This window comes from Nocardia sp. NPDC060220, from assembly GCF_042727815.1.
In the GTDB taxonomy this organism is placed as follows: Bacteria; Actinomycetota; Actinomycetes; order Mycobacteriales; family Mycobacteriaceae; genus Nocardia.
Window position 1 is genome coordinate 1 of sequence record NZ_JBHWZY010000512.1, and the last position, 5,058, is coordinate 5,058.

The following is a 5,058-nucleotide window of genomic DNA, read 5'->3' on the forward strand; positions in this document are numbered from 1 at the left end:
GCGTCTACCCGTTCGTGCGGTCCTACGAGTGGTACCTGCTCCCCGACGAGGAGCGGCGCAAGATGCTCGCCGATCACGGCAAGGCCGCGCGCGGATATCCGGACGTGTGGGCCAACACCGTGAGCTCGATGGCGCTGGGCGACTACGAGTGGATCCTCGCCTTCGAGGCCCCCGAGTTGCACCGGATCGTGGACCTGATGCGTGACCTGCGGGCCACCGAGGCGCGGTTGCACGTGCGCGAAGAGGTGCCGTTCTTCACCGGTCCGCGCGTCGAGGTCGAACAGTTGCTCACCGCACTGCCGTAAGCGGCGCAAACACCGAAGGCCCTCTCGTGGAGAGGGCCTTTCTCCTCGGCCTGGTATCGCCGCGGTCTCCCGCTCGAGTATCGTGAGCGGGCCGATTGTGGCGTTGAGGGTGAGAGAGATTCGCGCGTGGTATCAGGGTGGGGAACGGATCGAACCGAAGAGGGTCGATCCGACACAGCAGTGACCGATCGAACCGCACCGGAAACGGTCGAGTCGCGGCGAACTCCGGTGCAGTGGCTGCGCTCGGCGCGCACCGACCTGATCGTCGCCGGTTGCTACCTGTCGCTCGCGGTCTTCGTCCTCGCCGGGCTGTGGTGGAACCCGAGCAGTGGTTACCTGAGCAAGAGTGATCAGGACCAGACGCTGTACGAGTGGTTCTACGCCATCACCGCGCGAAACCTCACCCACCTCGACAGTCCGTTCAGCACCGAGCTGCAGAACTATCCCGACGGCATCAACATGATGGCCAATACCCTCATGTACGGCTGGGGGGTGCCGTTCACCCCGATCACGCTGCTGTTCGGGCCCACCGTCACCTTCGTGTCGGCGCTGACATTCGGCCTGTTCAGCACAGCGTTCGCCTGGTACTGGGCATTCTCGCGCGAGCTGGTGAGCTCGAAATTCGCCGCGGCCATCGGCGGATTGTTCTGCGGCTTCGCACCCGCGATGATCGCGCACACCAACGGGCACGCGAATTTCGTCTTTCTGGTGTTGCTCCCGCTCATCGCTGTGCGGGTCATCAGGATGGCAAGGCACGCGGAGAACACCGTTGGGGCGCGACCGGTCTGGCAGCCACGCGCCGCCGTCGCGCTCGGACTGCTGGTCGCGCTGCAGCTCACGCTGGGTGAGGAGCCGCTGCTGATCTTCGCGCTCGGCTTCGCGGCCTTCGCCCTGGCCTACTTGCGCACCCCGCGCGCCATCGCGCGCACAGCGCGCGCGGCGGCCCCGTCGATACTGCTCGCGGCGCTGATCACGCTGACGCTCACCGGTTTCGGGCTGTGGTGGCAGTTCGCCGGACCGCAGTCGTATCGATTCGTGGGGATCGGCCGGACCGGCAACGACATTCTGTCGCTGGTGCAGTTCTCGCCGGAATCGGCGGGCAGCATGTTCTCGTTCGGCCCCGATGTGAGCATCAATCCGACCGAGGACAACACCTACTTCGGTTGGCCCCTACTGCTGCTCGTCGCCGCGGCCGTGTTCTACCTGCGGCGTGAGCGCATCGTGCGGGCCGCCGTGATCGTCGGGGTGGTGTTCACGACGCTGTCGATGGGCATTGTGATGTCCTTCGACGGCGTCGTGCGTTTCGGCGAGGGTGAGTATTCGATGATTCCGATGCCGTGGCTGGCCTTCGGATGGATCTCGCCGCTGAACGGGATGATCGAATCGCGGTTGGCCATGATAGCCATTCCGGCCATCGCGATAGTCCTGGTCCTCGGCACTCAGCGGGCGATCGAATCGCTGCGCACCGCTGCCACGCGGCGGCGACCCGTTGCCTGGTTCTGCGCCCTGGCCTTCGCGCTGCTGCCCATCGCGCCGACCGTGCTGCCCGTCACCGAACGCCCCCAGACGCCCACGTTCTTCGCCGACGGCACTGTGCGGCAGTACGTCTCGGACGGCTCGGTGGTGATCGTACCGCCGCCCACCTCGGGAGATTCGATCGCGCTGCGATGGCAGATCGACGCCGACTTCGCCTTCCCGCTCGTCGGCGGCTACTTCGTCGGCCCGGTCGGCGCGGACCGTGGGGCCGGTTATGGCGCCGACCCCCGATCCACTGCCGTTCTGCTCATGCTGGTCCGCAAGACCGGTACGGTTCCGGTCATCGACCGAGCTCGGCGCGAGCAGGCCGTCGCGGACCTGCGTCATTGGGGCGCCGATGTGCTGGTGCTGCCGCCGTCACAGAGCGATGATGCCCTGCGTCGCACCGTGGACGACCTGCTCGGCGTACCGGCCGAGCAGGTGGGCGGTGTGTGGGTGTGGGACGTGCGCGGTCTCGTGTGACCGCTATTCGGCGGCGGGCTTCAGGCGCAACGAGATCGAGTTGATGCAGTAGCGCTGGTCGGTGGGCGTCGGGTAGCCCTCGCCTTCGAAGACGTGCCCGAGGTGGCTGTGGCAGTTCGCGCAGACCACCTCGACCCGGCGCATCCCCAGGGTGTCGTCGGGCTTGAGGATCACCGCGTCGGAATCGGCGGGATCGAAGAACGACGGCCATCCGCAGTGCGAGTCGAATTTCTCTGTGCTGCGGAACAATTCGGCGTCGCAGGCGCGACAGGTGTAGACGCCCTCGGTCTTGGTGTCGGTGTATTCGCCGATGAACGGACGCTCGGTGGCGGCCTCGCGCAGGACCGCGTATTCCTCGGGATCCAGTTTCGCCCGCCATTGCTGCGGCGTCAGCTGGATGCGCGGCGTGGGCAACGAAGTATCGGAACTCATGGCTCCACGCTAATGGTTTCGGCCGGTGCGCGCCGTGAGCGGTGCGTCACCGGCCGGTAACTACTTGAGCGCGGGCTCGCGATCCTCGACCGGCGCCACCGGATCCTCGCGGGGCGGCGCAGTGTCCTCGACCGGTGCGACGGGCGCGGGCTCATCGGTGCCGTCCCGCGAATCGGGCGCACTCTCGATCCACGTCGGGTCGATTCCGAACTGCAGCCTGCCCTCGCGACGCGCCGCCAGATACCGGTCGCCGAGCACACAGAACACGACGATGAGCAGCAGGCCCCACCCGAAGGTCACCCGCAGGTATTCGAGATTGCGGCCGACGCCCTGCCAGCGATCGGAGAGCCACTTGTCGTAGGTCATGAACCCGAAGATCGCCAGCCACGCGGGCCAGTTACGCAGGACGGAATTGCGCAGTACCACGGTCATCAGGAACGGGAAGACCATCATGGAGTAGTACATCTGGCCCAGCGACGGCAGCAGGAACCACGCGGTGAGCAACACCCCGGAGAACGTGGTGACGAAGAACAGTTCGTCGTGGCGGTAGTAGCGCCACAGCAGCCACAGCGATACCGCGACCACACCGGCCATCAGGACCTTGACCAGCAGGATCAGCCATTCGGGCAATCCGTAGTAGAGCCCGTTGCCACCCACCGAACTGTTGAAGTAGTCGCGGGTCTCAGCCAGATAGGGCATCACGTGGGTGAAGAACTTCTCGGGGTCCGCCGACAGCGGCCAGGCGATCGCGGTGAGCACCAGCGGCACACCGAGCGCGGTGATGAACACCTTCCACTGGCCGCGAACGGCTGCGACCAGCAGTAACGGCGCCAGCGTCGGTTTCACCGCGATGCTCAATCCCAGCGCCACGCCTGCCCAGAGGTCCCGGCGCGCCAGCAGCAGCGTGATGAACGCCAACTCGGCCAGCAGCAGGCAGCCGTTGACGTTGGTGAAGACCAACGTATTGGTCACCGTCTCGGAAGCGAACATCGCCAGCAGCAGCGCGGGCGCGGCGATGGAGCCCAGACCGAACTTGAACAGGCGCAGCAGCAGATACCAGGCGAGCAGAATCGCCACGGCGTTGAGCCCGATGAACAGCCAGCGTGACAGCTCGTAGTCGATGATCGCGACCGGCGCGATCAGCAGCGTTCCACTCGGATAGTAGAGATAGTGCGGGTCGACCGACGAGAAGTCGGCGGTGTACAGCGGCCTGCCGTTCAGGAACTCGAACGAGGCGTTGTACACAGGCCGGTAGTCGTCGGTGACGAAACCGTTGATCGCCTTGATGAAGACGCGGTTCAGCACCATCATGACCGCGAAGGGCCAGAGCGCGAACTTGATCACCTCGGCGGAGGTGCGAGCGGTACGGGGCTCGAGCTGTCGGAACAACACTGGGGCACGGTACACCGAATCGGGTTGCGATGGTGTCGCCGGACCCGTATGACGCGCCGGAACCGGATGGTTGCCCCGACCCGATCAGGCCGGGCAGGCACCGCCGTCGGCGGGCAGTTTCCCCTCGGCGAGGTAGTCGTTGACGGCCTTCTGCGCGCACCCGGAGTGGGTGACGACCGGATGGCCCCAGCCCTGCCAGGTCATCGTGGCATGCCGAGCGCCCGCCGAGCCGAGCGCACCGGTCACCGAGGCGGCCGCCCCGCCGACGATCGGATCGGCGGCACCGGCGAACACCAGCACCGGCAAGTCGAGTTTCGTCGGCAGCGGCGCCGCGGTGGAGACCGGCCAGGCCGAGCAGACCATCAGCCCGATGGCGGCATTGCGCCCGAATACCGGATATTTGCTCGCCCACGTCTCGCTGAGTTCACGGGCCTTGTCCGCGGTCGGGGGCTGCTGGCTGTCGGTGCACCGGTTCACGAACTCGCCGTCGGAGGTGATCGCGGCGGCTTCGCGCACGACCATCGCCGACAGCGGTCCGCGATCGCCACGGTCGGCGGCGGCGAGGATGTCGGCCATGGCGGTGACCCGATTCGCCTGGTCGCCGCGGGGACTGGACAGGAAACCGGTGAGCGCGGTCGACAGGTCAGCGGCCGAGATCTCGCCGAGGCCGCCGCTGTTCGCTTTGTTCATCAGCGCGACGATCGCCGCCCGCGGATCGGCGCCGAGTGCGCAGTTGGCGGCCTTGCAGCGCTGCGCGAACGCGGTGAGGGCCGCTTCGGCGCCGGTGACCCGCGCCTCGGCCATGGTGGTGGCGTCCGCGCCGACGGGTTCGGGGGCGTCGAGCACGAGGCGGGCCAGGTGGTCGCCGTAGCGGCGGGCATAGCTCAGGGCCACCAGCTCCTCCAGGGCGGCCGGGTCGATCCCGTCGTCG

At 67.0% G+C, this 5,058-nt stretch carries 5 protein-coding genes; 2 read left to right on the plus strand and 3 right to left on the minus strand.

Going from position 1 to position 5,058, the window contains the following annotated elements:
• Together ACFWF3_RS23795 and ACFWF3_RS23800 are read left to right on the plus strand one after the other, a co-directional pair.
• On the plus strand, positions 1 to 305 hold a 305-nt coding region (locus tag ACFWF3_RS23795), incomplete at its 5' end, for a chlorite dismutase family protein (protein ID WP_379315326.1).
• Between the two features lie 180 nt (positions 306 to 485).
• Positions 486 to 2,303: a glycosyl transferase gene (locus tag ACFWF3_RS23800; protein WP_379315327.1), complete on the plus strand. Its 1,818-nt coding sequence runs from the start codon at positions 486 to 488 to the stop codon at positions 2,301 to 2,303.
• A 3-nt stretch (positions 2,304 to 2,306) separates the two neighbouring features.
• Here the strand turns inward: ACFWF3_RS23800 and msrB are convergent, their stop codons facing one another.
• The 3 genes from msrB to ACFWF3_RS23815 all read right to left on the minus strand — a co-directional run.
• Positions 2,307 to 2,735 (minus strand): peptide-methionine (R)-S-oxide reductase MsrB, encoded by a 429-nt coding sequence (gene msrB / locus ACFWF3_RS23805; RefSeq protein WP_378626732.1) that lies wholly within the window; start codon positions 2,733 to 2,735, stop codon positions 2,307 to 2,309.
• A gap of 60 nt (positions 2,736 to 2,795) precedes the next feature.
• Positions 2,796 to 4,127, minus strand: a complete 1,332-nt coding sequence (locus tag ACFWF3_RS23810) for a glycosyltransferase family 87 protein (protein WP_378988706.1) — start codon at positions 4,125 to 4,127, stop codon at positions 2,796 to 2,798.
• An 84-nt stretch (positions 4,128 to 4,211) separates the two neighbouring features.
• A partial coding sequence (locus ACFWF3_RS23815) for an alpha/beta hydrolase (protein WP_379315328.1) occupies positions 4,212 to 5,058 on the minus strand: 847 nt, incomplete at its 5' end.